Origin of the sequence: Dactylosporangium darangshiense, assembly GCF_039537565.1 — a bacterium.
In the GTDB taxonomy this organism is placed as follows: domain Bacteria; phylum Actinomycetota; class Actinomycetes; order Mycobacteriales; family Micromonosporaceae; genus Dactylosporangium; species Dactylosporangium darangshiense.
This window is the reverse complement of record NZ_BAABAT010000020.1, coordinates 21,047-47,137: the sequence shown is the minus strand read 5'-3', so window position 1 is coordinate 47,137 and position 26,091 is coordinate 21,047. Positions and strand designations below refer to the sequence as shown.

The following is a 26,091-nucleotide window of genomic DNA, read 5'->3' as shown; positions in this document are numbered from 1 at the left end:
TCGATGCGGCGGTTCAGCGCCGCCCCCAACGTCAACCGACAGCACTGGAGATGCCTGTGACTTCGCCGCCCGAGCTCATCGAGTCCGCGACGCCCGCCCGCCCGAAGGTGCCGGTGCGGGCCTGGCTGCAACCGGCGATCGTCGGACTGGTCATCGTCTCGGCGTTCGTCGGCCTGTACGTGGCCCTGCAGCGCAACCCCCAACCGCACGGCGTGCCGCTGGCCGTGACCGGGCCGCAGCTGGCCGCCGAGGTCCGGCAGGCGCTCGGCGACCGGGTCGACGTGCACCAGACGGCCGACGCCGCCTCGGCGCGCAGCGCGGTGCTGCACCGTGACGCCGTCGCGGCCCTCGGCCCGGACGGTAGCGGCGGGCTGCGCCTGGACGTGGCCGGAGCCAACGGCCTGTCCACCACCAACGCCGTCATCGGCCTCGCCGCCACCTATGCGAACCGCTCGGGGCAGCATCTGCAGACCGCGGACATCGTCCCGCTGGCGAGGTTCGACAGCCGTGGACTGTGCGGGTTCTACGTGGCGTTCGGCGTCACCCTCGCCGGGTTCGTGATCGCCCAGAACACCCTGGGCCTCGGCCGCGTGCTGCCCCTGCGCCACCGGTTCCGGCTGATCTGGGGCTTCGCGGCGGCCTGCGGCGCCGTCGCGGCCGCCATCACCGGACCCGTCCTGGGGGCCCTACCGGCACCGTTCCTGCCCCTGGCGGGCGCGCTCGCACTGCTGGCGGCCTCGGCAGCGTTCACCACCATGCTGCTCGGCACCTGGCTGGGCCCGCTCGGCATCCCGGTGGCCACCCTCCTGCTGCTCACCGTCGGCAATTCGACCAGCGGCGCCACGATCGGCGTCGTCCTGCTGCCCGGTCCGGCCCGCATCGTTTCGGGCCTGCTCCCGCCTGGCGCCGCCGTGCGGGCCGTCGCCGATCTGAGCTACTTCGGCGGCGCGCACGTCGCCGGCCCGCTGGTCACCCTCGCGCTGTGGGCGGTGCTCGCGGCGCTGCTGGTGCGGCTGCGCTCCCGACGGGTCGCCACCGCCGGCTGACGCACATCTACCCAGATATCCCAGTACAACGAAGGAGATTCACTGATGGTTGCCGACAACCTTGTCCTCATCCCCGGTGCCGGCGGCGTGGGCCGTGCGGTCTTCGAGCGGCTCAGGGCCCAGGATGTGCCGGTGCGTTTCATGGTCCGTCGTGAGGACGAGCGAGCAGCCGAGGTCGAGGGGCTCGGCGCGGAGGTCGTCGTCGGGGACCTGACACGGCCGGAGACGGTGGCGTCCGCGCTGCAGGGTGTGTCCCGGATGCTCTTCTCGATGGCCGTGTCCCCGGACCACCTGCTGGCGGCGACCGTGGTGGCCTCCGTTGCGCGGGAGTACGGGAAGCTGGAGGCCCTGGTCGACCTGTCGCAGATGACGGTGTCGCAGATGACCGCCGTCAGCACCGCGGAGTCGCCCCAGCAGCGGCTGCACTGGCTGGCGGAGCAGGTACTGAACTGGTCCGGCCTGCCCGTGGTGCACATCCGGCCGACGGTGTTCCTGGACACTGCGCTGTTCACCACGATGGCGGCGCGCTCGATTCGGCAGAACGGCACGATCGCGCTGCCGTTCGGCACCGGACGCACCTCGCCGGTCGCCGTGGACGACGTCGCGCGGGTCGTCGCCGCCGTGCTGCGCGACCCGGCCGGGCACGTCGGGCAGGTCTACGAGCTGACCGGGCCGCGCTCGGTCGACATGACGCAGCTGGCCTCCGCCTACTCCCGGGCGCTGGACCGGCCGGTGTCCTATGTGGACGTACCGCCGGACCGGTGGCAGGCCGGGCTCTCGGGCATGGGCCTGCCGCCGCACACCGAACAGCACGTCCTGACCATGGCCCAGCTGCATCGGGACAACCGTTACGACCGCACGGCGGATGGCGTCGAGCGGGTGACGGGGGTCCCGCCCCAGTCGATCGAGGCGTTCGTGGGTGCCCGCAGGGACCTCTACCTGGGCTGAGTCGCTAGCGGCGCGACTGTGCGCGGGCGTGGCGTGGCCCGGGAGTCACGGTCCGGGCCACGGCGGGCGTCGCGGTAGCTCGGAGAAATTTCTGCGGTTGCGGGCCGGCGGCGGCCTTGCGGGGCCGTCGCGTTCTCGCAGGTCGGAGGCGGGCCCATAACAGATCGCCGAGACCGCCGCGACCCTGTCCACAAGCACTCGGTTATCCACAGATTCGGGGTCCGGGCGGAGCGGCGCGGGCCCGGTTGCGAGCACGCTGCCCTCGTCAACGCAATCAGCGGAGGGAGAGGGACCGTGTTCGAGACCATGGTCACCGTCGTCGGGAACGTGCTCAATGCGCCGGACTGCCGGCGGATCGTGGACAGCCAGGCGCTGGTGGCGCACTTCAAGGTGGCGTCCACGTCGCGGCGCTTCGATCGGGCCAACGAGCGGTGGGTCGACGGGGACAGCCTGCGGGTGCGGGTGAACTGCTGGCGCCAGCTCGCCGAGAACGTTGCGCGCAGCGTGCAGGTGGGCGATCCGGTGATTGTCACCGGCCGGCTGTACAGCAGGGACTGGGAGACCGAGGACCACGTGCGGCGGGTCAGCTACGAGCTCGACGCGCACTCGGTCGGGCACGACCTCTCGCGCGGGCGGGCGAAGTTCGCGCGGGTCAGGCCGCACACGTTGACGAGCGCCATCGATGACGAGCTCGCGGAGGCGCGCATCGGGGAGGTGCCGACCGCACCGGCGGACGAGATCAACGGGCTGCCGCGGCGCCGGGCGTACGACGAGGAGCTGGGCGGGTTCGTGACCGTCATCGACGAGGAGGACCCGTTCGCGGCCGAGGTGCTCGCGTCGCTGGACGTCGACGATGCCGACGACCCGTTCGAGCGCGCCGACGAGGACCTGGCGGCCGAGCTGTCGGGCCTGGCCTCCGGCGACACGAGCGGGCCCGGCGAGGAAGGCGACGAGGTGGTCGTCGAGGAGGAGGAGCAGGAAGCGGAGGCGACGCCGCGCGGGCGGAGACGACCGCGCACGCGCGTGCCCGCGGGCGTCTGAGGACCGGCGGCGGGCGGTGTGTGGCGGATTTCCCCGTCCGCCGCGCCCGCCCGCCGCCCAATCGGGTTGCCCGCCGCCGAGGCGACGTGCTGTGCTTGACAAACGGCAATCCGGCTCCCCGCAACCAATCCGACCCGGGATGGCGGTAGCCTGTGCCACGACATGCGCTCGTAGCTCAGCGGATAGAGCAGGGGACTTCTAATCCCAAGGTCGTAGGTTCGATCCCTACCGGGCGCACCAGCATCCACCAGCCAATACGCGCCGCCCGCCACGACTCGAACGGCCGCACCGGCCCTCGCGATCGGCCGGTTGAACGTCGTGCTCAGGTTCCGGGCCTCGACCGGACGACCCGTCGCCGTGGTGAGTACCGGACCGGTTTCCACGCACGTCGACTCGTGACAGACGGGCGCCGCGCGGCCGGTCTGAGCGACTCCGGCGGGATCGTGATCTACAGGGTCACCAGGCAGTACAGGTTGTCGCCGCGCGAGGATGCGCGGCGGGCCAGGTCGGCCAAGGCAACCAGAACCTCGGTCAGATCCGCCGGGTCCGATCCGTCGAGTTCGTCGGTCTCAGCCCACGGCCGAGCGGCTGCACTCAACGTCGCGACCGTGGCAATCGCAAGGGCTGTCCGGAGTTGCGTGGTGACCGCGACGACCGCTCTGCCGTCGGGCTGCAACTCCAAGATTTTTCCCTGCCTGGGGTTGTCAGCGACCTCCTCCTCCGATCGGCCGGTGCGGTGGTCTACCGCTTCCGTCGTCATTGAGCTGATGAGGAATGCGCCAGAGCATGAGTGGGTCACCTTGCGACTGGAACTCGGCGATGTCCGGGACTTCCGGATTGTCGACGTCAATACCTTCTCTGGCTCCTCCTCGACGATCTACTGGCCGGCTTCACCTTGATCTCGACAATGTGAGCCGATCTGATTTCCGGACGCCTGATCAGATGGCCGGGGAGTCTCACCTGTACTTCTCGGCTCGAGAGGTCCGATGGGCGGAACTGCCCCTCGAACCGACCGGCGAGGCGTCATCGGGCAGGTATCGGCTGCGGCCATCAGGGCTTGGGGACGACGTGGATGACGCTCGCACCGCCGTGGGAGGCGGGTGCCTCTGTGACTGACGTGATGAGGTTGTAGTAGCCCGGCGCTGCGGCGAGCGGGATCAGGATGGAGCTCACCGGCTGTTCCCCGGTCTGGCCGGACGGGCGAATCGGGTCGGCGGTGAAGGTGGAGCCTCCTGCGGGATCTTGACCGGACGCCGTCTTCAAGTCGCTCACCGTCGCATACGGGCCGCTCAGGCGTGCGTTCAGCTCGACCTCGTGTGCTGGACTGCCGGTGCTGAGCTTTCCGGGGACGACAATCCAGTGGACGGTCAGGGTTTGGCCCGGCTGATAGTCCCTGTTGATGTCCGCCGCTTCGCAGCACGTGTACGCCGGGCCGGTGGCGGTCGGAGTGGACGGGGTGGCCGTGCATGCTGCCATCGCGAGCGGAAGACTTCCGATTACCAGGGTGCGGCAGAGCTTCACGGTCAGTGAGCGTAGCGAGCGAGGTCAACTGGCCGACCGCAACGGCCGAATGCCGGCGCGACCGCGAGACCTGGCGAGCTCACGGCAATTGGCGAACCAGCGCGATGGTCGCCAACGTGAAACACCAGAGCGCGAGGCCCCCGAAGCAGACGACGAGCACGAGGGCGCCGCGCCGTGTGGAGCCGAGCCGGTCTACGAATAGCTCCTTCCCTGCGAACCACTCACGCCGCCGCCGGCGCTGCAGGTAAGCCCGACGTAGCTCTCGTTCCTCCCGTGCTGACGCTGGACGCAAGATGAACAACGCGGCCGCCAGCAGCCCCATGAGTACGCCCACCAGCAATGGCGCCAACACACGGGACATGCCTGCACCCTAGCGCCGGATCCACCGGCTGAACTGAAGCGTGTCGAGCAACAGGCATCGGCGCCGTCGCGCATCACCGCGGCGCCCCACGGGTCGCTCCGCGACCCGCGCTTATGCCTGGCGGCGACGCGCGGGCAAGATTGCGGCGGGGAGGGGCGCCACCGCTGTGAGGGGTAACCCCCGACCCAGCGCCGTGCGGCCTCCAGACCAGGCTGCCACCGACGCCCCCACCAAAGGTTGCCTTCTCAACCCGAGGTCGTAGGTCACGTGGGGGGACGACTGGTGATGCCGTCCAACACGGTGGTCAGGTTGTGGTCGAAGGTTTCCTCGGCGTTGAGGTGGGCGCCGTCGATGACGAGCCGGGCGACGGTGGGATACCTGCCGGTTTGCAACATGCGGGTGAGGTACGGGCCGAGGCTGGCCTGGAAGGCGGCCTCATCGGTGCCGGTGGAGCGGGTGGTGCGTCGCTCGGTGACCTCTCTGCGGATCGCTCCGATGATGAAGGCGTTGAGGGCGCCCAGAGCCCGCTGGAGATCGTCGATGCCGCACACGCCGGGGGCCTGGCTCAGCGCCGCCGCGGTCGCCTCGCCCACGGCGAGCGCGTGGGGTCCCAGGTGTGGCCTTCCGCCGAGCAGGTCGGAGAACCACTCATGGTCGAGGGCGGCGTCGCGGGTCGCGTGGGCGATGGCCAGTACCGTGGCGCGCCACCCGGTGTGCTGGCCGGCCTCGGCGATCCGGGCATAGACGACGTCGACCATCAGGTCGAGCAGTTCGGATCTGTTGAGCACATAGTCGTAGAGCCGCATCGGGCCGACGCCGAGCTCTTTGGCGATTTTGCGGACCGACAGGCCGTCGAGGCCGTGTGCGTCGGCAAGCCGGATCGCCGTAGTCGCGATCTTCTCGCGGCTCAACGGCACCGGCGCCGCCCGCGGCTGGGGTTCGGGCCGTTCCCAAACGGGCAGCGCTTCGCTACCGTACGGTGTATCCACAAATACAGTGTACGGTAACGGGGTGAGCATGCGAATGGCGATCGCCGGTGGCGGCCTTGGCGGGCTGACGCTGGCACGGATCCTGCATCGGCACGGCATCGATGCGGTGGTGTACGAACGCGAGGCAAGCCGATCCGCGCGGGCGCAGGGCGGCTCGCTCGACCTGCACCCGGAGTCCGGGCAACGGGCGCTGGCCGAGGCGGGTCTCGCCGGCCGGTTCCAGTCGCGGGCGCGGCCCGAGGGCGAGGAACATCGCATCCTCGACCCGACTGGACGGACCCTGGTACACCATGAGCCGCAACCCGGCTCCTTCTCCGGACGTCCCGAGATCGACCGGAGCGCACTGCGTGATCTTCTGCTCGACTCCCTCCCCGGCGACACGGTTGTCTGGCGGCACCGGCTTGTCGCGGCGACCCCGCGACCCGACGGGGGCTGGGAACTGACGTTCGACGGCGGCCACCGAACCGGCTGCGACATCCTCATCGGCGCGGACGGCGCGCGCTCGGCCGTCCGGTCCCTGCTGACCGACGTCCAACTGTCCCCTGTGGTCACCCTCGTCGAGCTGAACATCAGCGACGTCGACCGGCGCCATCCCGATCTCGCCGAGCTGGTCGGCCCCGGGAACCTGTGGTGCATCGGCGTGAGCCAGATCCTGGCAGCGCAACGCCTCGGCGACGGCAGCCTAAGGGTCGGGATCTCGCTGCGCGCAGACGACCAACCCATCGACGCCTACCGCAGTAAGCGCGCTCTGCTGGACATGTTCGCCGGCTGGGACCCGCGCCTCACCGCACTCATCGAGGCCGGCGACAGCGCGCCGGTGCCGCGCCTGATCGAGGCGATGCCCACCGGCACGCGCTGGGCCGGCCGGCCGGGCATCACCCTCATCGGCGACGCCGCGCACCTCATGCCGCCGGTCGGGGAGGGCGCCAACCAGGCCATGCTCGACGGCGCCGAGCTCGCCGGCCGGCTCGCCGCCGACCCCGCCGACCCGGACTCGGCAATCCGGACGTACGAGGAGGCGATGTTCGCCAGGATTCACCCGATCGCCGAAATGTCCGCACGAGTCCAGGCGATGATGCTGTCCCCGACCGCAGCGGAGGACATCGTCCGCTTCTTCACGGCCCGGCCCGCTGAACCGGCACCCGCAGACCTCACGTGAAGTAGGCGGCGCTCTCCGCGTCGGCCGGGTAGTACTGCTCGATCGCGACCTCGTCCAGCGTGATGTCCACCGGGGTGCCGAAGGTGGTGATGGTGGAGAAGAGGCGCAGTTCCCGGTCGTCGACGCGCAGGATCATCGGGATCAGGACGTCGGCCTCGATCCGCTTGCCCGGAGCGTCCTCGAGGAGCTCCTCGTAGAGTGCGGCGAGCTCGGGGTCGGGGGCGGCGGCCAGCTGCCGGGTGATCCGGGCGCGGAACATCGCGCGCACGTCGGCCAGGTTGACCACCATGCGGGCCAGGCCGCGCGGGTCCAGGCCGAGGCGCAGCAGGTTGACCGGCGGGCGCAGCAGGTCGGGGTCCACCTGCGCGAAGAACGGTTCGATGGCGCGGTTGGTCATCACGATGTTCCAGCGGCGGTCGAAGACCAGCGCCGGATAGGGCTCGTGTGCCTGGAGCACCCGGCGGATCGCGTCGCGGGCGGCCGACAGGGCGTGGTCGTCGAGCGGGCGCTCCGTGTAGCGGGGCGCGAAACCGGCGGCGAGCAGGAGCCGGTTGCGGTCGCGCAGCGGCACGCCGAGCTGGTCGGCCAGGCGCAGGACCATGGCGGCGCTCGGGTTCGACTTGCCGGTCTCGACCAGGCTGACGTGTCGAGCCGAGACGTCCGCGGCGATCGCGAGGTCCAGCTGGCTGATGCCGCGCCGCCGCCGCCAGCCGCGCAGCAGCTCCCCGACCGGTTCCATGATCACGAGGGTACTCATCGCCGCGCGCCGAACGCCATGAACTCGCATTTCATCGACAGCCGGAAGGCGCGCGGAAACACTGCAACCCATGAACATCGACAACAAGACCATCGTGCAACGGGCGCTGGCCGGGCTGCTCGAGACCAGCGACGTCGGCGCGCTCGGGGCGTTCCTGAGCGAGGACTTCGTGCATCACCGGCCGGGGGCGGTCGAGTCGAGCAAGGCGGAGTGGCTCGCCGCCGTCGAGGCCGCGCTGGTGCCGCTCGCCGGCATGCAGGTCGAGATCCATCGGGTGCTGGGCGACGGCGACCACGTCGTCGTGCACTCGCGGCGCTGGCTTCCCGGCCCGGGCCCGGAGATCGTGGTCGTCGACATCTGGCGGATCGACGGCGACGGCCTGATCGCCGAGGGCTGGGAGATCATCGAGCCGATCGCCCAGGTGGCCGCCAACCTGGCCTGGTGGGCGCCACCCGGCCATGCCGAGCGGCAAGGGGCGCAGCTCGCGCGATGATCCGGTAGCCCGCCGGCGCTCGACCGGGAGGCGGCCGGGGCCGCCAAGGCCGCGATGCTCGAGTTCTCCCGAGCTACCGCGACGTCCGCCGTGGTCCGGGCCGTGACTCCCGGGCCACGCCAGGTCCGCGCATAGTCACCCCGCAGCGCCGCGCCCGGCCGGATAGAACCCGTTTCGTCTGGCCGGCGCAGGGCGCCCGACCGCTAGAGCGCCAGGGCCTTGCAGACCGCGTCCGCCCGGCCGTCGAGCGGGCCGTGGAGCTCCAGGACCTCGACCCCGTCGAGCACCTCGTCGTCGTAGACCAGGTCCAGCAGGGCGTCGTTCATCGCCGCCCGCAGGTCGGCGAAGTCCGGAGGTGGTGGTAGGAGGGGTGTGATCGGGACGACCACGAGCAGGTCGAGGCTCGCCATGGCCGAGCGGAGTGCGGCCACGTCCGCGTCCGACTCCAGGTCGGTGCCCGACGCGCGGAGGTACGCCACGAAGTCCAGCGGTGTCCGATCGAAGACCACCCTCGCCGCGGGGCGGCGGAGCAGGCGCAGCGACGCCCTGAACTGCGCCATGTAGTCGGCCGGGGAAGGCGGGTGGTCGAACTCGTAGCCCTGCTCCTCGAGCAGCACGTACGGCTCCGGCACGCTCGCCAGCGAGGGGTGGCGGGACGTCAGGTCCTCGACCAGAGTCGTCTTGCCGGTGCCGTGAGCGCCGGCAACACCGATGCGCATGCGCTTCATCCTCTAGGCTCGGGGGCGTGTCGAGCGATCCGTTCCTGGCCGCCGGCGATGTCGTGCAGGCCGACCATCCGGCCGTGCGTGCGGTCGCGGCCGAGCTGCGTGTGCGGCACCGCGACGATACCGAGTTTGCCAGGGCGGCGTACGAGTTCGTGCGTGACGAGGTGCGCCACTCGTTCGACGCCGATGACCCGCGGGTGACGGTCACCGCCGCCGAGGTCCTGGAGCACCGGGTCGGGCTGTGCTACGCCAAGTCGCACCTGCTCGCGGCGCTGCTGCGGGCCGAAGGGGTGCCGGCGGGCCTGTGCTACCAGCGGCTCTCGGCCGGCGACGGAGGGTTCGTGCTGCACGGGCTCGTTGCCGTACACCTCGATGGGCAATGGCACCGGCAGGACCCGCGCGGCAACGAGCGCGGGATCGACGCACAGTTCTCGCTCGGCGAGCCGCGGCTCGCGTTCGCCGTCGACGAGGCGGCGGGGGAGTGCGACTACGAGGCCGTCCACGCCGTCCCGGACCCGGGCGTGCTGGCCGTGCTGCGCGCGACGACGGACGTGCTGACGCTGCGCGCGGGCGGGCTGCCTGGGGAGCCGTCCGCGTCCTAGGCGCGCAGGCGGGTGCCCATATCGAGGGCGCGGCCGCTAGGCGCGGGGGTGACTATGCGCGGGCCTGGCGTGGCCCGGGAGTCACGGTCCGGACCACGGCGGGCGTCGCGGTAGCTCGGATCTCACGAAATCACGTCAGGCAGTGCACCCAGACAACCAGGTTGGGCGCCCACGCGCCCTGGCCGCGGACGTCGAGCACGGCCAGTTCGACGCGTTGGCCCGTCGCGAGGCAGGCGGGGCGGTCGCCCTCGTGGTGTGCGCCCGCGGCGTCGGTCCACGGCACGTCGGTGACGACCGGGACGCTCTCGCCCTCGCCGGGGGTCGCATAGGTGCGGCCGTCGAAGCGGAAGGCGATCGCGTGCACGTCGGCGGTCGGGGAGTCGGCGGAGACGCCGCGTACCTCGCCGCGCACGATCGTCGGGGTGCCGCGGTGGGCGGTGAGGGCGTACGTCGCGGCGGCGCCCGCCGCGGCGCCCAGGGCGAGGCCGGCGAGGAGGGTTCGGACGCTGGGCATGGCGGACAGCATAGGGTCGTACAGTGCGGCGGGCACCGTCCACTGCGGACAGACCGGGCGCACCGCCTATGGGCCGTCCGGGTAGGGCGCGATCTCCTGCTCCCATTCGGTTGCGGCGCGCTCGAGCTGTTCAGGCGCCAGCCGGCAACGGACGACGAACGGCTCACCGGCGGTGCGCCTGCGGTGCCACGGCGGGGAGAACTCCAGATCCAGCCCGACCTCCAGCGCCACCAGGCCGGACCGGTACCCGGCGACGGCCAGGGCCAGGTTGGGCTCGGTGAACGTCAGAGCGCCGGGTGCCGCCGCCGAGCGTTCGCTACGGGCGACGCCTCGCAGCCAGGCTGCGACGTGTGGCGTCTCGTCGCAGGTGAGCGCGGCGTAGCGGAACGTCCACGAACCGTCGGGGCACGTTGCGGTCCCCTCCACCATGTGCCAGCTGTACCGCTGGGCGAGGCTCTCGGCGTCCGGGAACTGGTATCCGGTCACGCGCAGGTCCACGCCGTGGCCGGCAGCGTCGATCAAGCGCACGGTTCATGAGTTTGCCAGGACGAGGGACTGCAGGCCGCCGGGGTGGCCGAGGCGAGCCAGGGCCGCGTCGAGCCAGGCGGGCTCGTCGGAGCACAGCGAGCACACCAGCTGGAACCCGAATGGCTCCGGGCCCGGCCGATGCACGACGACGGACTCGCGCACAGCGCCGCCGGGCAGGGTGCGCACGAAGCGGGCGCCGCGCTCGAAGCGTTCCGTTGCCGTGGGAGGGGGTGGGGGCGGCGAGGTCATGGACAGGACCACGCCGCGCAGGTGCGGCCAGGTGTGGAAGACGCGATCCAGGGCCTCGGCGGCGAAGCCCGCGCCCAGCGCGCCCTCGTCCTCGATCCACACCCAGACGGCCGGCTCGGTGCGGGTCTGCTTGGCCTTGAGCTCGACCGCGCGGACGATGCGCCGCGTGATGCCGGGGCCGGCCTCGTACAGGCCGCGCAGCTCCAGCAGTAGCGAACCGAGGCGCACGTCGCCGACCGGGGGTTCCAGCACGGGGCGCTCGCCGGCCAGCAGGCCCTGTACCGCCAGGCGGGCCTGCGTGATGCCGTGGCGGAACTCGTCGCGGCTCGGGTTGCGGGCCAGGTTGCCGCGCAGCTTCGCGATGCCCTGCACGTTGGACTCGACGAGCAGGCGCAGGCGGGCCCAGAGCGCGACCAGTTCGGCGAAGGACGCGCCGGCCAGGCGCAGGCGGCCCGCCGCGCGGGTGAGCCAGTCGGGGCCGAGGAACGCGTCGAGGTCGGCCGCCGCGCGTGTGGCCACGGTGCGGCCCTCCCCGGTCAGCGGGAAGGCACCGAACGCGGACGGCCAGTCGAGCACCCGTCCAGCATCCATGAAAGGTTCGCGGCAAACACATCGACAAACACCGACAAGACGGGCGCGACCTTGCCTGGGAACACCGCGGGTTCGAGCGTCGAAGCGATTCCCCCCGTCCCGATCGAGAGGTCGCACCGCCATGCCTCAGGGTTCAGTGCGCCGCGCCGGGAGCGCGCTCGCGCTGCTCGTCGCGGCCGGCGCGCTCGGCAGCGCCCCGCTGACCAGCGCGTACGCCGATCCCGTCCCGACCAACGTCACCGTCAACGCCAAAGCGGGGCTGGCCACCGTGGCCGACACCGCGCTCGGGGTCAACGACGCCATCTGGGACGCCGAGCTCGGCACGACCGCCGTGTCCGACCTGCTCGGCGCCGCCGGCGTCGGCATGATGCGCTACCCCGGCGGCTCGTACGCCGACATCTACCACTGGAAGACCCACACCGCCCCGGGCGGCTACGTCGCGCCCGGCACCGACTTCGACACGTTCATGGCCTCGGCCCAGCGCGTCGGCGCCCAGCCGATGATCATCGCGAACTACGGCACCGGTACGGCCGAGGAGGCCGCCGACTGGGTGCGCTACGCCAACGTGACCAAGGGCTACCACGCCAACTACTGGACGATCGGCAACGAGAACTACGGCAACGGGCACTACGGCACCGCGTGGGAGGCCGACGACCACGCCGACAAGAGCCCCGCGGCGTACGCGCAGGGCGTCGTCGCCTTCGCCCGGGCGATGAAGGCCGTCGACCCCAACATCAAGGTCGGCGCCGTGCTCACCACCCCGGCGAACTGGCCCGACGGGCTCGTCGGCGGCGGCGACGCCGGCACCTGGAACCAGGTCGTGCTGTCCACCGCCGGCCCGTACATCGACTTCGTCGACCTGCACTGGTACCCGGGCGGGAGTTCCGAGGCGGACTCGCTGACGAAGCCGGCGCAGATCGACGACATGATGTACCTGGCAAAGACCCAGATCGCCCGGTACGCCGGCGCGAACGCCGCCCGCATCGGCATCAGCCTCACCGAGACCAACGTCGGCGTCGGCCAGAACACCCAGCCCGGCGCGCTGTTCCTCGCGCAGACCTACAGCGGCATGCTCGAGAACGGCGTGTTCACCGTCGACTGGTGGGACGTGCACAACGGCATCGGCAACGTCTCCACGGTCGGCGGCCAGACCGACTACGGCGACTTCGGCATGCTCTCCAGCGGCGGCTGCCAGTCCGGCGGCACGGTCTGCGAGCCGCCGATGAACACCCCGTTCGCGCCGTACCACGCGCTGAAGCTCATGCACTCCTTCGCCCGCCCCGGCGACCAGCTCATCCGCGCCGGCACCGACAACGCGCTCGTCGCCGCGCACGCCGCCCGCCGCGCCAACGGCGACCTGACGGTGCTGCTGGTGAACATGGACCCGGCCAACGCCCACCCGGTGCAGATCAGCTACAGCGGCTACACGCCGTCCGCCGCTGCGCCGACGGTCGAGTCCCTGCTCAACGGCGCCGCGGGCATCACCTCCGCGGCGACCGGCACGGCGGCCGCGCAGAACCTGCCGCCCTACTCGCTGACCGTCCTCACCCTGCACCCGTCGTCACCGTCCGGTGCCCTTCCGCAGGCGCCGGCCCGCCCGTCGCTCGCCTCCGTCACCGACCGCAGCGCCACCCTCACCTGGCCCGCGACGCAGGCCGGCGTGAAGTACGAGGTTTACCGCCAGTACGGCGCGCGCAGCGAGCAGCTGGGCGAGACCACGGCGACGACGTTCACCGCCGCGAACCTGACCCCCGGCACGCGGTACACGGTGAACGTGCTGGCCCGCGACGGCGCCGGCCGCGTGAGCTGGTCGTCCCCGCCGCTGACGTTCATCACCGGCGCGCCCGCGACGAGCACCTGCAGCGTGCGCATCACCGACGCCAACGACTGGGGCAACGGATTCGTCGGCGCGATCGACATCACCAACACCGGCACCGCCGCGATCAACAACTGGACGCTGACGTTCACGTGGCCGACCACCTGGCAGAGCGTGAGCAGCGGCTGGAACGGCACGTGGACCCAGACCGGCACCACGGTCCGCGTGACCCCGGCGGACTTCAACACCAACCTGGCGCCGGGCGCCTCGGCGAGCATCGGCTTCGTCGGCTCCTACAGTGGTCCGAACCTGTTGCCGTCCGCGTTCACGCTCAACGGCAACGTCTGCTCGGCGGCATAACGCCGTCGCACCGAGGGCGCCGCGGGCCGGTCACGGTCCGCGGCGCCTTTTGCCGAAGATCCGAGCTACCGCGACGTCCGCCGTGGTCCGGGTCCGTGACTCCCGGGCCACGCCGGGTCCGCGCACAGTCACCGCGGCGCGAGCCCGTCGAAGACGATGGCGAGCGCCCGCACGGTCACCTCGTCGTCGGGCCCGATGTGCGCGGCCGCCCGCGACATGCCGACCAGCAGCGCGTACACCTCGGGCAGCTCCACGTCCTCGCGAACCGCCCCCGCCCGCTGCGCCCGCTCCAGGAGCGCACCGACCGCGCGGCGCAGGCCGTTGGAGGCCTGGAAGGCCTCGCCGTCGCCGCCCGCGTCGAGCAGGGCCTCGCCGATCGCGATCTTCGTCGCCGCGTCGGCGACGAGGTGGCGGAAGAAGGCGTAGAACGCGCTGCCGGGCTCCTCGTTGTCCAGCAGGGCCTCGGCCTGCTCGCGCAGCCGCTCGAACCGCCGCACGAGCACCGCCTGCAGCAGCGCCGCCTTGGTCGGGAAGTGCCGGAACACCGTCGCGATGCCGACGCCCGCGAGCCGCGCCACCTCCTCGGTCGAGGCGGACTCGCCGCCGGCGCCGAAGACCTCCTCGGCGACGTCCAGGATGCGGCCGCGGTTGGCGCGCGCGTCGACGCGCCGGGGCATGCCTGGGGTACTCATCGCTCCCGCCCTTGCTATCCGAAGTGGTGACTCCGTAGTATCGGAGTCGACACTTCGGATCAGGTCTCAACCAGTTTGGACAGGAGCATCCCATGAGCCCACAGGAAGTCTTCCTCGCGCTCGTCAACGGCGTCGCCGACGGCCGCTGGGAGGAGCTCGCCGACCTCTACGCCGAGCAGACCGACGTCATCCACCCGTTCCACCCGCTGCGCGCCCCGGCGATGCGCACCCGCGACGAGCTGCGCGAGCACTTCCGCCCGACCGACGTCTCCCCGGGCCTGCTGCGCCGCGCCACCAACATCACGATCCACGAGACCGCCGACCCGGAGGTCATCGTCGCCGAGTTCGAGTACCAGGGCACGGTCGAGGCGACGGGCGAGCCCTTCGTCCTGCCCGGCATCTTCGTCCTGCGCGTGCGCGACGGCCAGATCGTCGAGTCCCGCGACTACTTCGACCACCTCACGTCGGCGAAGGTCCGCGGCCGCCTCGACGAGGTCGTCGCCGCGGTCAAGGCTCAGCGCCCCGCCGCCTGAACGGCCGGCCGGGTCGCCTTGCCGTCGAGCCAGAGCGTGTCCGACTCGTCCCGGTGCGCGCCGGTGGTGCCCACGTGCTTCGTCGGGATCTTCGGCCCGTTCTTGATCACGTGCAGCAGCGCCATCGCGTGGCCGCGCCCGACCCCGTAGTCGTCGCGCAGCCAGTCCACCACCGGCGCCGCCTTCGTCGCCGGCCCCTCCAGCCCGCGCTCGGCGGCGAGGGCGAGCAGCTCGCGCGGGGTCTTGCCGGTCTTCGTCTCGAGGGCGTCGAGGTAGGCCTGGAACGACATCGCGGACTCTCCTTCATCAGCGGGGCGCGCCCTGTGGTGCGCCTTCACCCCTGCGTCGAAGAGGCCCCCGCGATTTCGACAGCGTCCTCGGAAAATGTTGTGACGCGCTCGATCTCCCAGGCCAGGGCCTCGATGCCGGCCGGGGAGAGCCGGTGCGTGTCGGCGCAGACCGTCACCTCGACGGCGTCGGGCGCGGCGTCGAAACTGATGTTGAGCACCGCGTCGAGCGAGTCGACCTTCCGGCTCCACCGGGTCGTCGTCGGCGCGACCGGCCCGCCGTCGGCGATCGCGTCCGCGCCGGCCATGACGCCCATGCGGTCGTTGACGATGATGTCGTACTCCAGCCCGGGCCGCTCCTGCGCGACCCGCGCGACCAGGGCGTCGAGGCCGGCCGGGTCGTAGTAGCCGTGCATGAACGCGCTCGTCGCCGCGGTGAAGGCCCGCCGGACGGCCTCGTCGAAGGGCACGCCGGCCACGTCGATCGAGCACAGGCTCAGCTGCGCGAGCTGGCTGACCGAGTCGCCGCACCCGGGCCGGAAGCGGTTGCTCACCACGAGCTGGGCCACGCTGGGATTGCGCCCGGTGCGCCGGAACAGCGCCACCGCGTACGCGGCGAGCAGGATGTACCCCGGCCCGATGCCGGTGCGCTGCGCGATGCCCGGCAGCGCCCGGTGCATGGCGGGGGAGCGGAGGATGAGCTCCCAGTAGCGCGGCTCGCGCGGGTCGTCCGACGTGCCCAGGCGCCGCTCCGGGATGTCGCGCAGCACGTGCTCCCAGTGCCGCAGCGACTTCTCCGCGGCGCGCCGCCCCGACGGCCCGGCCTGCTTCGCCGCCGTCTCGAACGGGGTGAGCGCGTCGACCGGCGCCGTGGCCTCGCCGGTGGCCGGGTCCAGGTTGGCCATGTCGCGCACGATCGCCTCGATGCCGAAGCCGTCGACGGCGAGGTGGCAGTACATGAGCACGACGTGGGTCACGGCCCCGCCGCCGCGCACCACCGCCATCCGCACCGGCCACTCGCGCTCGTAGTCGAACGCCTGCGCGGCGTAGCGGGCGCGCACCTCCTCGGCGGCCGCGGCCGGGTCGTCGGCGTCGACCAGCTCCAGGGTGAGCTCGCCGGCCTCGGACAGGACCTGCTCGGCGGCGCCGTCGGGGTGGAAACGCAGCCGGGTGCGCAGGGACTGGTGGCGGCTCACGAGGTACCGCAGCAGCGTTTGCATTTCCTCGACGGTCGTGCCGGGCGGCATCGGCACCGTCCCGCCGATGTTCATGTTGATGCCGGTGCGGACCATCGTCTTCCAGATGCCCAGCTGCGCCCAGGTCATCGGCGCCGTTCCGGCTCCGGCGCCCGCGAACGGCACGGTGATCCGACGCGTTTCGGTGCCCATCGGTACTCCCTCCGACTCGCCCCGTGGGCCAATTCTGGGGAGCTATGGACAAGAGTCAATCAGCCCTTCGGAGGGTTGCGAGAGCGCTCTCTCGGGTCGTTCACTGAATGACCGCCATCACTGCCTTCAACAGCCACGGCGTAGCGCACACCGCGAGGAAAGCGACGACACCCGCAACGACCCACCCGATCCCACCGCGGGCGGTGGCCCGCGCGATGGCCGCCCCGCCGGTGAAGATCAGCGCGAGCGGCAGCGCGAAGGCGGAGAAGATCCACCCCGCGAGTGCGTTGAACCCTTCGGGGTCCTCGGTGGCGGGCGACATCAGCAGCAGCCGCCCGCGAACCCGGCCCACAGCGCCAGCGCCAGCACCCCGAACACCCGGAAACAGATCTCCGCCGCACCCGTGCCCGGCTGCCCGTCGACCGTCATCGCCCAACGATAAGGTTCATGGTCATGGACGAGCGTCGCCTCGAGGACACGCGCAATGCCATCGGCGTGCTGACGCTGCTGTTCCAGGCGCCGCAGGACGCCGCGACGCGCAGCGGCTACCTGCAGCAGATGATCGGCGACGAGGACACCGTGGCCGACGTCGGCCGCGCCTTCACCGGCATGACCAACCTGGCCGCCCTCATCCTGCTCGACCACAGCCGCCGCACCGGCGAGCCGGTGGCCGACGTCCTGCGCCGCATCGCCGCGGATCTCGCGGGCTCATAGCTTTCTTCTGGCTGTTCTCAGGAGTCGCTTTCCCGGCGCACGGTCAGCCCGGCCCGAATCGCGAACACCGCGAGCTGAGCCCGGTCGCGGGCGTTGAGCTTCAGCATCGCCCGCCCGACATGGGTCCGGACCGTCGCCGGGCTCACCGCCAGTTCCGCGGCGATCTCGTCGTTGGACCGCCCGGTCGCCACCCACGCCGCGACCTCCCGCTCCCGCTCGGTGAGCGCGCTGACGTCCACCGCCTGTCCGCCGGCCCCGCCGAACCGCGCAATCACCCGCCGCGTCACCGACGGCGACAGCAGCGCCTCACCCCCCGCCACGACCCGCACGGCCCGGATCAGCTCCGCCGGTTCGGCATCCTTGAGCACGAACCCCGCGGCCCCCGCCTGCAGCGCCGCAAACACGTTCTCGTCGGTCTCGAAGGTGGTCACCACAACGACCCGCGTTGCCTGCAGCAGCGGATCATCGGCAATGGCTCGCAGCGTCTGCAACCCGTCGATCCCCGGCATCCGAAGATCCAGCAGCGCCACATCGGGCCGCACCCGCCGGATGAGCTCCAGTGCCGCGCCCCCGTCGCCGGCCTCCCCGACCAGCTCGAGGTCGTTCTCGCGCTCGATGAGCATCCGCAGCCCACTGCGGATGAGCGCCTCGTCATCCACCACGACAACCCGAATGCCGCCGATAGCGGAGCCGCTCACTTCGGAATCCTCGCCCGGATCTCGAAGGTCCGCCCCGCATCGACCGCAAAGCTCCCGCCGGCCGCCGCCACCCGCTCCCGCATCCCTTCGATGCCGCGCCCCGGCGCACCCCCGATGCGCCCCCGGTTGTCATTGGCAACGCGAACGGTGACGTCCTCGCCCTCCCGCCGCACCTCGACGGTGGTCCTGCTGTCGCCGGCGTGCCGCAACACGTTGGTGAGCGACTCCCGCACCACCTCGTACGCGATGCGCCGCTGCCCGTCGCTGGCCCCCACCAGCTCATCATGCTCGAGCACCACCTCGACCCCGGCCCCGCGCACCTGCTCCACCAGCGCCGCAATGTCGGCCGGCGCATCGATGTTCTCGATCACCGCCCGCAACTCGTCCAGCGCCGCCCGGCTGGTGTCCCGGATCGCCCGCAGCGCCTCCCGTGCCTGCTCCGGCCGCTCATCCAGCACGACCAGCGCCACCCCCGCCTGCATGGCCACGACCGCAAACCCGTGCCCCGCCACGTCGTGCACTTCTCGCGATACTCGAATCCGCTCCTCCAGCAGCGCCCGCCGGATCAGCTCGATCTCCTTCTGCGCCTGGGCCTGCCCGCGCATGTACACGAGCGCCCCGAGCGACCAGGGCACGGCGAGCCAGCAGGCCCCCCACAGCACCAGCCCTACGACCAGCAGGTCAAGATGACTGCTGAGCCGCGGCAACACGGCCGCCACCGACACAACCGCCGCCACTCCCGCCGCGAGCGCCGAGTCCCGCAACGGCCTGCGCCGCGCATACTCGAACATCGCCCACACGACGGTCAGCAACATGGGCCCGAACGGGTACCCGACCAGCAGGTAGACGGAGCTGACACCAACGGCGCCGACGAGCGCGACGACCGGCGCCCGCCTCCGCCACGCAAGCCCGAGGGCGGCAACCCCCATCAACAGGTACCCGACGAGGTCCAACTCCCGCGGCGGCTCCTGCCCCAGCCCAGCCCTCCACCCACCCAGGCCCACGACAACCGCAAATCCCAGGGCGAGCAGGACATCCCGGCGCATGCCCAGATATTACGGTCACTTCCGGAAGTACCGGTTAGCCGCAGGCATGAACATCAACACGACCCCACCCCAGACGGCACCGACATGCACCGCCCGGGACACGGCCGTCCCCCACCAGGCGAGGTCGGCCCTCTCCAGCAGTCCGCTGACCGAGTTCCCATCGAGCACCCACTCGATCGGCTCCATGACCAGCGAGAGCGTCCCGAGGATCCCCACGCCGAGCGCCAGGACGATCCGCGCCCACCGCTTCCCACGCAGCATGAGCATCGCCAGCCCGAGCACGACCCCGTAGGCAAGGCACCGCACCAGCACCCCGACTACGACGTCGCCCCCGCTCCCAGCGTCTCCGCTCCCGACAACGAAGACGGTCTCAACCGCCCCCGCAACGACAGCCAGAACCCAGAGCCAGAACGCCCGCCGGACCACAAGCGGCACCCACTTCGCCGCGACTTCTCTCGTCTCGTTCATCATGAGGCCCACTCTGGCCTCAACCCGCCCATCGATCACTGCCGCTGCCAGCAGTGTTCCCGGTGAGGCCAGCCCCACCCCGCACGGCCTCGCTTCACTCCACCAGGCGCCTTGTGCACAACGCACGGACCCGCCCGGAGCTGACCTCGCTGGCGGGCGCACAGCGCCGACCTCGACACTCGGCCGGTCGGCGCCGAGTTCACAGCTGGGCAGTGGGCGCCGCCTCCGCTAGCGGGTGGCCGGTACAGACGTCACTGGCGGTTGGCGCCGGCCACGCTGGCAGGTGGCGCTGACTTCGCTTGCGGGTGGCCGGTGTAGACGTCGCTGGCGGTTGGCGCCGGCCACGCTGGCGGCTGGCGCTGACTTCGCTTACGGGTGGCCGGTGCAGATGTCGCTGGCGGTTGGCGCTGGCTCACGCCTGCGGGTGGGCGGTGCTGCTCGCGGTGGCGGGTGGGCGGTGCCGGCCAGGCCGCCCGGTGGCGCTGACCTCGCTGGCGGCGGGCGTCAGTACGCGGCCTGAGGCGCCCGCGCCGGACTGGCCGCGAACGGCTCCCAGATCCCTCGCCTCCGGACCAGCAATTTCTGCGAGAGCAGATGCCGATCCCCGGCGAAGAACACCCGGTCAACGGCCCGCCGCACCTTCGCGAGCCCCGGCGGCGACTGCGACCCGGTCACGATGACGACGTCCCGCGCCGGCACCCCGACAACGAGCTCGCCGGGCACCGACCGTTCGAGCCCCGCCCACAGCCCTTCGGCAAGCAGCAGGCTGGACGCGATCCCTTCAAAGGTGAGCATGAGCGCCGGCGGCTGACCATGTACCCCAACGGCACCAAGCCGCGCATCAAGGTTGTGGGCGGCCTGTCGGCGCAGCATGCGGCGGGGAAGCTCCATGCGTTGCAGGTCGGCCCAGGTAACGAGCCGCTGACCGAACGGCGGCCCGTAGCTGTAGCCAACTCCCAGCCCACCAATGAACTCATCGAGCACAGGCGCATGCACATCGTCGCGCCGAAAGTCGCGAAGAGGTGCGAGAACGGGGAGGAGCACGAGCTGCACGACAGCAAACTAAGACTGTGACGGATGCGAGACAAGCTCTTGTTTTTGCACCATCTGCTTGCTAGAAGCCCCCCGCCACCCATCGATGAGTCCCTACGCTCGTCACCGTCCGCACTGCCCTCCTCTCCAACCGTCTCGCCTCGATTCCTCGCATCAACCGTCAGTCACGCCCCATCGACAATCCGCCGCCATCGAGCGCAACCACGGTCAGGTCTGTCGAGCATCACCTCCTGCTCGGCTTTGTTGAGCGCCACCGTGGTCAGGTTTGTCGAGCGCCCCCGCGGTCCGGGATTTCGGCTGCTTCGCCGCCGGCGGGCGAGGCCAAGCCGTGCGGCCTTGTCGAGCGCAACCGCGGTCAGGTTTGTCGAGCGCCCCGCGGTCCGGGTTCCGTCGGCTGCGGCACCGGCGGGCGAGGTCGGGCCGTGCGACTTTGTCGAGCGCCACCGTGGTCAGGTTGGTTGAGCGCCCCGCGGTCCAGGTTCCGTCGGCTGCGGCACCGGCGGGCGAGGTCGGGCCGTGCGACTTTGTCGAGCGCCACCGTGGTCAGGTTGGTTGAGCGCCCCGCGGTCAGGGTTTCGGCGGCTGCGTTGCCGGCGGGCGAGGCCGGGCCGTGCGGCGTTGTCGAGCGCCACCGTCGTCAGGGTTTTCGGCGGCTGCCGCGCCGACGGGCGAGGCCGAGACGCGCGACGGCGGCCAGGGCCACGGCGGCCGCTCCGACCGCGACCGTGAGCGTGGCGGCGCGGCGCACGTCGGCCGGTGTCGGCAGCGGTCCGTCGCCCAGGTGGGGCCGCTCCTCTACCCGCGAGCCGTACACATTGCGCCCCCCGAGCCGAACACCCAGAGCGCCGGCCGCGGCGGACTCGCACTGGCCCGAGTTGGGGCTCGGGTGGTGCGAGCCGTCGCGCAGCCAGGTGTGCAACGTGCGCGCCGGGCTGCCGCCCACCAGCGGGGCGGCGGCGACCGTCAGGGCGGCGGTGAGGCGCGCCGGTGCCAGGTTGGCGACGTCATCGAGGCGGGCGCTGGCGGTGCCGAACCGCGCGTATCGAGCCGATCGGTGGCCGACCATCGCGTCCAGCGTGTTGACCGCGCGGTATCCGACGATGCCGGGCAGTCCCGCCACCGCGCCCCAGAACAGCGGGGCGACCACGGCGTCCGACGTGTTCTCGGCCAGCGACTCCACCGTTGCCCGTGCCAGCTCCGGCGCGTTCAGCGCGTTCGGGTCGCGGCCGCACAGGTTCGGCAGCTGTTCACGGGCGGCCGGCAGGTCTCCGGCGGTCAGGCGGTCGGCCATCACGCGGCCCTCGCGCGCCAGGCTGGTGCCGCCCAACGCGGACCACGTGGCTGCGGCGACCAGCGCCGTGCGGGCCACCGGGCGATCGCGGGTGAGACGGGCGGCGATCGCCGCCGCGGCCACCGGCGCGCCGACGGCGACGGCGGTGAACCGGGCGCCGGCCCACCGGCTGTCGGCGTATAGGCGGCCCTCCAGCGCGCCGGCGAACCGGCCGAAGCCGGCGACCGGGTGCCATCGGCGCGGGTCGCCGAAGACGGCGTCGAGCACTGCGCCCAGGACGAGGCCGACGGCGTCCGCTCGTGAGGCGGCCAAGAATTTCATGGGGCGAACGTACCGGGGGCCTCTGACAGTTTTGGCGGTGGGCGGCGGGTTGGTTGCCGAGGGTGATGGGTCGATCACATTCGGCGGCCGGGCGGATTTCTTGTCGTACCGCCGGGTGAGAATGGGCGGCGTGGAAGGCAAGGGTGGTCTGCTCGTCGCAGGAACCACGTCGGATGCGGGCAAGAGCCTGCTCACGGCTGGAATCTGCCGGTGGCTGCATCGGCAGGGAGTCAACGTGGCGCCGTTCAAGGCGCAGAACATGTCCAACAATTCGGCCGTCGCGATCGAGCCGGACGGCACCGGCGGAGAGATCGGGCGCGCGCAGGCGCTCCAGGCGGTCGCCTGCGGGCTCGCGCCCAGCGTGCGGTTCAACCCGGTGCTGCTCAAGCCCGGCTCGGACCGGCGCAGTCAGGTCATCGTGCTGGGGCAGGCGGTCGGTCACATCGGCGCCGCAAACTACGCGGAGATCAAGGACCGGCTGCGCTCGACGGTGCTGGAGACACTGGCCGACCTGCGGCGGCGGCACGACGTGGTGATCTGCGAGGGTGCGGGTAGCCCGACGGAGATCAACTTGCGGGCCATGGACCTGGCCAACATGGGGCTCGCGCGAGCCGCCGAGCTGCCCGTCATCGTCGTCGGCGACATTGACCGCGGCGGGGTGTTCGCGGCGCTGTTCGGCACGGTGGCTCTGCTCGACGCCGAGGATCAGGCGCTGGTCAGCGGGTTCGTCATCAACAAGTTCCGCGGCGACGCCGGGCTGCTGCGGCCCGGGGTCGAGTCGCTGACCGAGTTGACCGGGCGGCCGACGCTCGGGGTGGTGCCCTGGTCCCACGACCTGTGGCTGGACGCGGAGGACTCGCTGGCCTACGACGGGCGGGTGCTCGGGCGGCCCGCGCCGGCCCGAGGCAGCCAGTGGCTGCGGGTCGCCGTGATCCGGTTGCCGCGGTTGTCCAACGCGACGGATGCCGAGGCGCTGGCGTGCGAGCCCGGGGTGCAGGTCCGGCTGACGGTCGAGCCGGCCGACATCGCCGACGTCGACCTGGTGGTCATCCCCGGCAGCAAGTCCACTGTGGACGACCTGGCGTGGCTGCGCGAGCGAGGGCTCGCCGACGCGATCGTCAGGCATGCCAAGGCCGGGCGGCCGCTGCTGGGCATCTGCGGCGGGTTTCAGATGCTCGCGGAGCGCATCGACGACGAGGTGGAGAGCGGGCAGGGGACCGTCGGGGGGCTTGGGCTGCTGCCGATGGACATTGCGTTCGCGGAGCGCAAGACGTTGGCGCTGCCGAGCGGGACGGCGTTCGAGGGGGTGCCCGTCAAGGGGTACGAGATCCATCATGGCCAGGTCACACGCGGCGCGGAACGGCCGCTGATCAGGCTGCCCGACGGGAGCGGGGAGGGTGCGGTCGCGGGCAACGTGTTCGGCACGCACTGGCACGGGGCGTTCGAGTCGGATGCTTTCCGGCGCGCGTTCCTGGCGGAGGCGGCGCGGCTCGCGGGGCGGCACGGGTTCGAGGTTGCGCCGGACATCTCGTTCGCGGCGTTGCGGGAGCGGACCGTGGACGTGCTGGGCGACCTGGTCGAGGAGCATCTCGACACCGACGCGCTGTGGCGCCTGATCGAAGGGGGCGCGCCTGCGGGTTTGCCGACGATCACCGTGGGGACGCGATGACTGCGTGCATGAGACGGCCGCCGCCGTCGGGTTGCGCGATCGCGCGTGACGGACTGGGCGCCATAGTGGCGCGACGACGCGTAAACACGGACTGGGCGCCATAGGGGTGCGATGACCCGTAAGCGAGGAATGCTTGGAAGAAGCACCGACCGCACGAGGGGAAGAACGCCGGGCGCGCGATGACGGTGGAGACAACCCGCATGGGGATGGCGGACTCAAAGCTTGGGCCGGGCGCGACCTCGGGGCCGGTTGGCAGTGCGGATGGGCAGGGAACGGGGGAGATGGTGAAAGGGACGTATCGGGAGCTCGCTGCGGAGGTGCTGGCGCGGCCGGCGCGGCTGGGGGCGGTGCGGCTGGTCGGGGTCGACGGGAGGGCCGGGTCGGGGAAGACGACGTTCGCCCGGCGGCTCGCCGAGGAGCTGCAGAAGAGCCGGCGGGTGACGGTGCTGAACACCGACGACTACCTCGACGGGTGGGCCAAGATGCTGATCTGGCAGCCGCGGCTGCGGGAGTGGGTGTTCGAGCCGTTTCGGCGGGGCGAGGCGGGGGCGTACCGGCGATATGACTGGGGGCTTGAGCGGCTCCTCGACGACTGGACTGCCATCGAGCCGCCCGACGTGCTGATCGTCGAGGGAGTGGGCAGCGCATCGGTGGCGATGCGGGGCGATCTGACGCTCAGCGTGCTGGTCGACGCGCCGCGGGAGCTGCGGCTGCGGCGCGGATTGGAGCGCGACGGGGAGGCGCTGCGGCCGGAGTGGGAGCGGTGGATGGCGAGCGAGGACGGCCATTTCGCCGAGGACGCGACGCCGGAGAGCGTCGATGTGCTGGTGGACGGGGCGCCGATGGAGGCGCATGATCCGGAAATTGAGTACATCATCGGCACGATCGGGTGGACGGCCGGAGCGACACTGGGGGACGATCCGGTGAGCAGGCCGGACGGGGAGGAGCAGAGCGGATGAGCACCGACGAGGCGCAGAGCGGGAATCCTCCGGCGCGACGGCGGGTGGTGCTGACCGGCATCAGTTCGCGGGCCTGGGAACACCCGGCGGACCGAGGGGCGCTGGTCGCGCTGCGGGAGTTGCGCGGGTTCGACGACGTGCTCAAGTCGCTGCACGCGCTGTGGAACGAGCGGGCCTGGCGGCTGCAGTTCCTCGGCAACGCGATCAGGGTCGACCACCGGCAGTATCCGCGGGTCCACCGGCTGCTGGCCGAGGCCGCCGCCTCGCTGGACGTGGCCGAGCTGCCGGAGCTGTTCGTGCAGCAGGACCGTTCGATCAACGGCATGTGCATCGGCATGTCGAAGCCGTTCATCGTGGTCAACTCGGGCGCCGTCGAGCTGCTCGACGACGAAGAGCTGCGCTGCATGCTGGGGCACGAGCTCGGGCATCTGATCAGCGGGCACGCGGTGTACCGGACGATGGTCATGATCCTCACGGACTGGGCGGTGCGGCTGGCCTGGCTGCCCGTTGGGTCGATGGTGCTGCGGGCGATCGTGGCGGCGCTGATGGAGTGGTGGCGCAAGGCGGAGCTGTCCGCGGACCGGGCCGGGCTGCTCGCCTGCCAGGACCCGCCGGCCTCGCTCCGGCTGGCGATGAAGCTGGCCGGCGGCGGCGACCTCTCCGAGGTCGACACCACAGCGTTCCTGGAGCAGGCGGCCGAGTTCGACCGGGCCGGGGACCTGCGCGACAGCCTGATCAAGATCCGGATGGTGACGGCGCGGTCGCACCCGATGCCGGTCGCGCGGGCGGCCGAGGTGCGGGCGTGGATCGACAGCGGGGAGTACCAGAGGATTCTGTCCGGCGACTACCCGCGCCGGGACGATGACGGCAACGCATCGGTGACTGAGGAGATCAAGGCCGCGGCAAGTTCGTACCGGGAGGCGTTCAGCCGGTCCCAGGACCCGCTCGTGTCGCTGCTGCGCAAGCTCGGCGACGGCGCCGCGGACGTCGGCGGCTGGGTCGGCGCGGGTGCGGGCCGGATGCGCGGCTGGATGCGCGGCAACGGGACCGAGGGCTCAGACGGCGGGCCGGCGCAGGCGCAGGCGTAGACGGAGGTAGAGCTCCCTCCGCGTGGACGAGCGTAAGGGCTCCGGCCGGCTCGGACGGCGGGCCGGCGGAGGCGCAGGACGCAGGCTCAGGCGCAGGTGTGGACGGAGGTAGGGCACGGTCCGCGTGGACGAACGTAAGGGCTCCGGCCGGCTCGGACGGTGAGCCGGTGGAGGCGGAGGCGCA

30 protein-coding genes and 1 tRNA gene are annotated in these 26,091 nt (G+C 71.7%); 13 read left to right on the top strand and 18 right to left on the bottom strand.

The window, feature by feature from the left end; all coding sequences use genetic code 11:
• Window positions 1-56: 56 nt before the first annotated feature.
• The 4 genes from ABD901_RS31270 (at window position 57) to ABD901_RS31255 (ending at window position 3,275) form a co-directional block, all read left to right on the top strand.
• Window positions 57-1,046: a hypothetical protein gene (locus ABD901_RS31270; protein WP_345132088.1), complete on the top strand. Its 990-nt coding sequence runs from the start codon at window positions 57-59 to the stop codon at window positions 1,044-1,046.
• 45 nt (window positions 1,047-1,091) lie between these two features.
• Complete coding sequence (locus ABD901_RS31265; RefSeq protein ID WP_345132086.1) at window positions 1,092-1,994, top strand: NAD(P)H-binding protein; 903 nt, start codon at window positions 1,092-1,094, stop codon at window positions 1,992-1,994.
• A 294-nt stretch (window positions 1,995-2,288) separates the two neighbouring features.
• A complete protein-coding gene (locus ABD901_RS31260) occupies window positions 2,289-3,035 on the top strand; it encodes a single-stranded DNA-binding protein (RefSeq protein WP_345132084.1) in 747 nt (248 codons plus the stop codon).
• Between the two features lie 164 nt (window positions 3,036-3,199).
• Window positions 3,200-3,275, top strand: a tRNA-Arg gene (locus ABD901_RS31255).
• A 208-nt stretch (window positions 3,276-3,483) separates the two neighbouring features.
• Here the strand turns inward: ABD901_RS31255 and ABD901_RS31250 are convergent.
• The 4 genes from ABD901_RS31250 to ABD901_RS31235 form a co-directional block, all read right to left on the bottom strand.
• Window positions 3,484-3,795: a hypothetical protein gene (locus ABD901_RS31250; protein ID WP_345132082.1), complete on the bottom strand. Its 312-nt coding sequence runs from the start codon at window positions 3,793-3,795 to the stop codon at window positions 3,484-3,486.
• A 290-nt stretch (window positions 3,796-4,085) separates the two neighbouring features.
• Complete coding sequence (locus ABD901_RS31245) at window positions 4,086-4,556, bottom strand: hypothetical protein (protein WP_345132080.1); 471 nt, start codon at window positions 4,554-4,556, stop codon at window positions 4,086-4,088.
• A gap of 79 nt (window positions 4,557-4,635) precedes the next feature.
• The gene (locus ABD901_RS31240; protein ID WP_345132078.1) at window positions 4,636-4,917 is read right to left on the bottom strand and encodes a hypothetical protein; all 282 of its coding nucleotides are present in this window, start codon (window positions 4,915-4,917) and stop codon (window positions 4,636-4,638) included.
• A gap of 263 nt (window positions 4,918-5,180) precedes the next feature.
• Window positions 5,181-5,906: a TetR/AcrR family transcriptional regulator gene (locus ABD901_RS31235; protein ID WP_345132076.1), complete on the bottom strand. Its 726-nt coding sequence runs from the start codon at window positions 5,904-5,906 to the stop codon at window positions 5,181-5,183.
• A gap of 28 nt (window positions 5,907-5,934) precedes the next feature.
• Between ABD901_RS31235 and ABD901_RS31230 the strand changes: the two genes are divergently transcribed.
• A complete protein-coding gene (locus tag ABD901_RS31230) occupies window positions 5,935-7,065 on the top strand; it encodes an FAD-dependent oxidoreductase (RefSeq protein ID WP_345132352.1) in 1,131 nt (376 codons plus the stop codon).
• On the opposite strand, the gene ABD901_RS31225 is transcribed toward ABD901_RS31230, so the two are convergent.
• The gene (locus ABD901_RS31225; protein WP_345132074.1) at window positions 7,058-7,804 is read right to left on the bottom strand and encodes an MmyB family transcriptional regulator; all 747 of its coding nucleotides are present in this window, start codon (window positions 7,802-7,804) and stop codon (window positions 7,058-7,060) included. The two genes, ABD901_RS31230 and ABD901_RS31225, sit on opposite strands and share 8 nt — an antisense overlap.
• An 88-nt stretch (window positions 7,805-7,892) precedes the next feature.
• Here ABD901_RS31225 and ABD901_RS31220 point away from each other — a divergent pair, with 88 nt between their 5' ends.
• Window positions 7,893-8,315 (top strand): nuclear transport factor 2 family protein, encoded by a 423-nt coding sequence (locus tag ABD901_RS31220; protein WP_345132073.1) that lies wholly within the window; start codon window positions 7,893-7,895, stop codon window positions 8,313-8,315.
• Between the two features lie 203 nt (window positions 8,316-8,518).
• On the opposite strand, the gene ABD901_RS31215 is transcribed toward ABD901_RS31220, so the two are convergent.
• Window positions 8,519-9,034: an AAA family ATPase gene (locus tag ABD901_RS31215; protein ID WP_345132071.1), complete on the bottom strand. Its 516-nt coding sequence runs from the start codon at window positions 9,032-9,034 to the stop codon at window positions 8,519-8,521.
• A gap of 26 nt (window positions 9,035-9,060) precedes the next feature.
• On the opposite strand from ABD901_RS31215, the gene ABD901_RS31210 reads away from it, so the two are divergent.
• Entirely contained in the window at window positions 9,061-9,642 is a 582-nt protein-coding gene (locus ABD901_RS31210; RefSeq protein ID WP_345132069.1) for a transglutaminase-like domain-containing protein, read from the top strand.
• Between the two features lie 130 nt (window positions 9,643-9,772).
• Here the strand turns inward: ABD901_RS31210 and ABD901_RS31205 are convergent, their stop codons facing one another.
• The 3 genes from ABD901_RS31205 to ABD901_RS31195 form a co-directional block, all read right to left on the bottom strand.
• Window positions 9,773-10,156 carry a hypothetical protein gene (locus tag ABD901_RS31205; protein WP_345132067.1) on the bottom strand — a complete coding sequence of 128 codons (384 nt, stop codon included), beginning with the start codon at window positions 10,154-10,156 and terminating at the stop codon, window positions 9,773-9,775.
• 66 nt (window positions 10,157-10,222) lie between these two features.
• Window positions 10,223-10,684: a WapI family immunity protein gene (locus ABD901_RS31200; protein WP_345132065.1), complete on the bottom strand. Its 462-nt coding sequence runs from the start codon at window positions 10,682-10,684 to the stop codon at window positions 10,223-10,225.
• A gap of 3 nt (window positions 10,685-10,687) precedes the next feature.
• Entirely contained in the window at window positions 10,688-11,524 is an 837-nt protein-coding gene (locus tag ABD901_RS31195) for a hypothetical protein (RefSeq protein ID WP_345132063.1), read from the bottom strand.
• A 121-nt stretch (window positions 11,525-11,645) separates the two neighbouring features.
• Here ABD901_RS31195 and ABD901_RS31190 point away from each other — a divergent pair, with 121 nt between their 5' ends.
• The gene (locus ABD901_RS31190) at window positions 11,646-13,700 is read left to right on the top strand and encodes a cellulose binding domain-containing protein (protein ID WP_345132062.1); all 2,055 of its coding nucleotides are present in this window, start codon (window positions 11,646-11,648) and stop codon (window positions 13,698-13,700) included.
• A gap of 128 nt (window positions 13,701-13,828) precedes the next feature.
• Here ABD901_RS31190 and ABD901_RS31185 read toward each other — a convergent pair whose 3' ends face one another.
• Window positions 13,829-14,392, bottom strand: a complete 564-nt coding sequence (locus ABD901_RS31185; RefSeq protein WP_345132060.1) for a TetR/AcrR family transcriptional regulator — start codon at window positions 14,390-14,392, stop codon at window positions 13,829-13,831.
• A gap of 92 nt (window positions 14,393-14,484) precedes the next feature.
• Between ABD901_RS31185 and ABD901_RS31180 the strand changes: the two genes are divergently transcribed.
• On the top strand, window positions 14,485-14,925 hold the full coding sequence (locus ABD901_RS31180; protein ID WP_345132058.1) for a nuclear transport factor 2 family protein: 441 nt from the start codon (window positions 14,485-14,487) through the stop codon (window positions 14,923-14,925).
• On the opposite strand, the gene ABD901_RS31175 is transcribed toward ABD901_RS31180, so the two are convergent.
• The 3 genes from ABD901_RS31175 to ABD901_RS31165 form a co-directional block, all read right to left on the bottom strand.
• Window positions 14,907-15,215, bottom strand: a complete 309-nt coding sequence (locus ABD901_RS31175) for a DUF4287 domain-containing protein (RefSeq protein ID WP_345132056.1) — start codon at window positions 15,213-15,215, stop codon at window positions 14,907-14,909. The genes ABD901_RS31180 and ABD901_RS31175 overlap by 19 nt on opposite strands.
• Before the next feature lie 44 nt (window positions 15,216-15,259).
• Window positions 15,260-16,600, bottom strand: a complete 1,341-nt coding sequence (locus ABD901_RS31170) for a condensation domain-containing protein (RefSeq protein WP_345132054.1) — start codon at window positions 16,598-16,600, stop codon at window positions 15,260-15,262.
• Between the two features lie 100 nt (window positions 16,601-16,700).
• Entirely contained in the window at window positions 16,701-16,922 is a 222-nt protein-coding gene (locus ABD901_RS31165; protein WP_345132052.1) for a hypothetical protein, read from the bottom strand.
• A 131-nt stretch (window positions 16,923-17,053) separates the two neighbouring features.
• On the opposite strand from ABD901_RS31165, the gene ABD901_RS31160 reads away from it, so the two are divergent.
• Window positions 17,054-17,314 (top strand): hypothetical protein, encoded by a 261-nt coding sequence (locus ABD901_RS31160; protein ID WP_345132050.1) that lies wholly within the window; start codon window positions 17,054-17,056, stop codon window positions 17,312-17,314.
• Between the two features lie 17 nt (window positions 17,315-17,331).
• On the opposite strand, the gene ABD901_RS31155 is transcribed toward ABD901_RS31160, so the two are convergent.
• The 5 genes from ABD901_RS31155 to ABD901_RS31135 form a co-directional block, all read right to left on the bottom strand.
• Window positions 17,332-18,012, bottom strand: coding sequence for a response regulator (locus ABD901_RS31155; protein ID WP_345132048.1), 681 nt, complete (start codon window positions 18,010-18,012; stop codon window positions 17,332-17,334).
• A complete protein-coding gene (locus ABD901_RS31150) occupies window positions 18,009-19,058 on the bottom strand; it encodes a sensor histidine kinase (protein ID WP_345132046.1) in 1,050 nt (349 codons plus the stop codon). Before ABD901_RS31150 ends, ABD901_RS31155 begins: the two co-directional genes overlap by 4 nt.
• Window positions 19,059-19,073: 15 nt before the next feature.
• The gene (locus ABD901_RS31145) at window positions 19,074-19,529 is read right to left on the bottom strand and encodes a hypothetical protein (protein WP_345132044.1); all 456 of its coding nucleotides are present in this window, start codon (window positions 19,527-19,529) and stop codon (window positions 19,074-19,076) included.
• A gap of 501 nt (window positions 19,530-20,030) precedes the next feature.
• Window positions 20,031-20,579 carry a DUF1444 domain-containing protein gene (locus ABD901_RS31140; RefSeq protein WP_345132042.1) on the bottom strand — a complete coding sequence of 183 codons (549 nt, stop codon included), beginning with the start codon at window positions 20,577-20,579 and terminating at the stop codon, window positions 20,031-20,033.
• Between the two features lie 637 nt (window positions 20,580-21,216).
• Window positions 21,217-22,191 carry a cobalamin biosynthesis protein gene (locus tag ABD901_RS31135; protein WP_345132040.1) on the bottom strand — a complete coding sequence of 325 codons (975 nt, stop codon included), beginning with the start codon at window positions 22,189-22,191 and terminating at the stop codon, window positions 21,217-21,219.
• A 130-nt stretch (window positions 22,192-22,321) separates the two neighbouring features.
• Between ABD901_RS31135 and ABD901_RS31130 the strand changes: the two genes are divergently transcribed.
• The 3 genes from ABD901_RS31130 (at window position 22,322) to ABD901_RS31120 (ending at window position 25,907) form a co-directional block, all read left to right on the top strand.
• Entirely contained in the window at window positions 22,322-23,860 is a 1,539-nt protein-coding gene (locus tag ABD901_RS31130) for a cobyric acid synthase (RefSeq protein ID WP_345132038.1), read from the top strand.
• Between the two features lie 179 nt (window positions 23,861-24,039).
• Entirely contained in the window at window positions 24,040-24,819 is a 780-nt protein-coding gene (locus tag ABD901_RS31125) for a uridine kinase family protein (RefSeq protein ID WP_345132036.1), read from the top strand.
• On the top strand, window positions 24,816-25,907 hold the full coding sequence (locus ABD901_RS31120) for a M48 family metallopeptidase (RefSeq protein ID WP_345132034.1): 1,092 nt from the start codon (window positions 24,816-24,818) through the stop codon (window positions 25,905-25,907). Before ABD901_RS31125 ends, ABD901_RS31120 begins: the two co-directional genes overlap by 4 nt.
• The last annotated feature ends 184 nt before the right edge of the window (window positions 25,908-26,091 follow it).

Excerpts from the sequence above, each read along its gene's own strand:
- ABD901_RS31180 (WP_345132058.1), top strand. The coding sequence starts at position 14,485 with ATGAGCCCACAGGAAGTCTTCCTCGCGCTCGTCAACGGCGTCGCCGAC.
- ABD901_RS31265 (WP_345132086.1), top strand. The coding sequence starts at position 1,092 with ATGGTTGCCGACAACCTTGTCCTCATCCCCGGTGCCGGCGGCGTGGGC.
- ABD901_RS31215 (WP_345132071.1), bottom strand. The coding sequence starts at position 9,034 with ATGCGCATCGGTGTTGCCGGCGCTCACGGCACCGGCAAGACGACTCTG.
- ABD901_RS31170 (WP_345132054.1), bottom strand. The coding sequence starts at position 16,600 with ATGGGCACCGAAACGCGTCGGATCACCGTGCCGTTCGCGGGCGCCGGA.
- ABD901_RS31160 (WP_345132050.1), top strand. The coding sequence starts at position 17,054 with ATGGACGAGCGTCGCCTCGAGGACACGCGCAATGCCATCGGCGTGCTG.
- ABD901_RS31150 (WP_345132046.1), bottom strand. The coding sequence starts at position 19,058 with ATGCGCCGGGATGTCCTGCTCGCCCTGGGATTTGCGGTTGTCGTGGGC.
- ABD901_RS31190 (WP_345132062.1), top strand. The coding sequence starts at position 11,646 with ATGCCTCAGGGTTCAGTGCGCCGCGCCGGGAGCGCGCTCGCGCTGCTC.
- ABD901_RS31120 (WP_345132034.1), top strand. The coding sequence starts at position 24,816 with ATGAGCACCGACGAGGCGCAGAGCGGGAATCCTCCGGCGCGACGGCGG.
- ABD901_RS31165 (WP_345132052.1), bottom strand. The coding sequence starts at position 16,922 with ATGTCGCCCGCCACCGAGGACCCCGAAGGGTTCAACGCACTCGCGGGG.
- ABD901_RS31135 (WP_345132040.1), bottom strand. The coding sequence starts at position 22,191 with ATGAAATTCTTGGCCGCCTCACGAGCGGACGCCGTCGGCCTCGTCCTG.
- ABD901_RS31125 (WP_345132036.1), top strand. The coding sequence starts at position 24,040 with ATGACGGTGGAGACAACCCGCATGGGGATGGCGGACTCAAAGCTTGGG.
- ABD901_RS31205 (WP_345132067.1), bottom strand. The coding sequence starts at position 10,156 with ATGCCCAGCGTCCGAACCCTCCTCGCCGGCCTCGCCCTGGGCGCCGCG.
- ABD901_RS31175 (WP_345132056.1), bottom strand. The coding sequence starts at position 15,215 with ATGTCGTTCCAGGCCTACCTCGACGCCCTCGAGACGAAGACCGGCAAG.
- ABD901_RS31230 (WP_345132352.1), top strand. The coding sequence starts at position 5,935 with ATGCGAATGGCGATCGCCGGTGGCGGCCTTGGCGGGCTGACGCTGGCA.
- ABD901_RS31250 (WP_345132082.1), bottom strand. The coding sequence starts at position 3,795 with ATGACGACGGAAGCGGTAGACCACCGCACCGGCCGATCGGAGGAGGAG.
- ABD901_RS31240 (WP_345132078.1), bottom strand. The coding sequence starts at position 4,917 with ATGTCCCGTGTGTTGGCGCCATTGCTGGTGGGCGTACTCATGGGGCTG.
- ABD901_RS31145 (WP_345132044.1), bottom strand. The coding sequence starts at position 19,529 with ATGATGAACGAGACGAGAGAAGTCGCGGCGAAGTGGGTGCCGCTTGTG.
- ABD901_RS31185 (WP_345132060.1), bottom strand. The coding sequence starts at position 14,392 with ATGAGTACCCCAGGCATGCCCCGGCGCGTCGACGCGCGCGCCAACCGC.
- ABD901_RS31220 (WP_345132073.1), top strand. The coding sequence starts at position 7,893 with ATGAACATCGACAACAAGACCATCGTGCAACGGGCGCTGGCCGGGCTG.
- ABD901_RS31225 (WP_345132074.1), bottom strand. The coding sequence starts at position 7,804 with ATGGAACCGGTCGGGGAGCTGCTGCGCGGCTGGCGGCGGCGGCGCGGC.
- ABD901_RS31195 (WP_345132063.1), bottom strand. The coding sequence starts at position 11,524 with ATGGATGCTGGACGGGTGCTCGACTGGCCGTCCGCGTTCGGTGCCTTC.